Annotated in this window: 1 protein-coding gene; it reads left to right on the forward strand. The window is 34.4% G+C overall.

Annotated elements, in window-relative coordinates; all coding sequences use genetic code 11:
• Window positions 1-256 (forward strand): hypothetical protein (locus ACPYOJ_RS35910; protein WP_481420467.1); only part of this gene is annotated, 256 nt, incomplete at both ends.

Here is a 256-nt window from a genome sequence, read left to right on the forward strand (position 1 = left end):
GATGTTGCCTGCGCTTCAGAAAGTGGCGGATGACGAGTATAAATTTTTAGCTGACAATAAATCAAAGTTCAATTCAAATATTAAAAATTTCTGGATTGCGATGGGTGGGAAAAATGATATTGCCTATCAAAATAATCAGATAATGATGAAGAAATTGGATGAATTAGGTATAAAATATTCTTATTCCGAATATCCTGGCGGACACACCTGGCCGGTTTGGAGAAATAATTTATTTCAATTCGCACAGCTTCTTTTT

Source organism: Rhizobium sp. SVR5-9E (assembly GCF_056755095.1).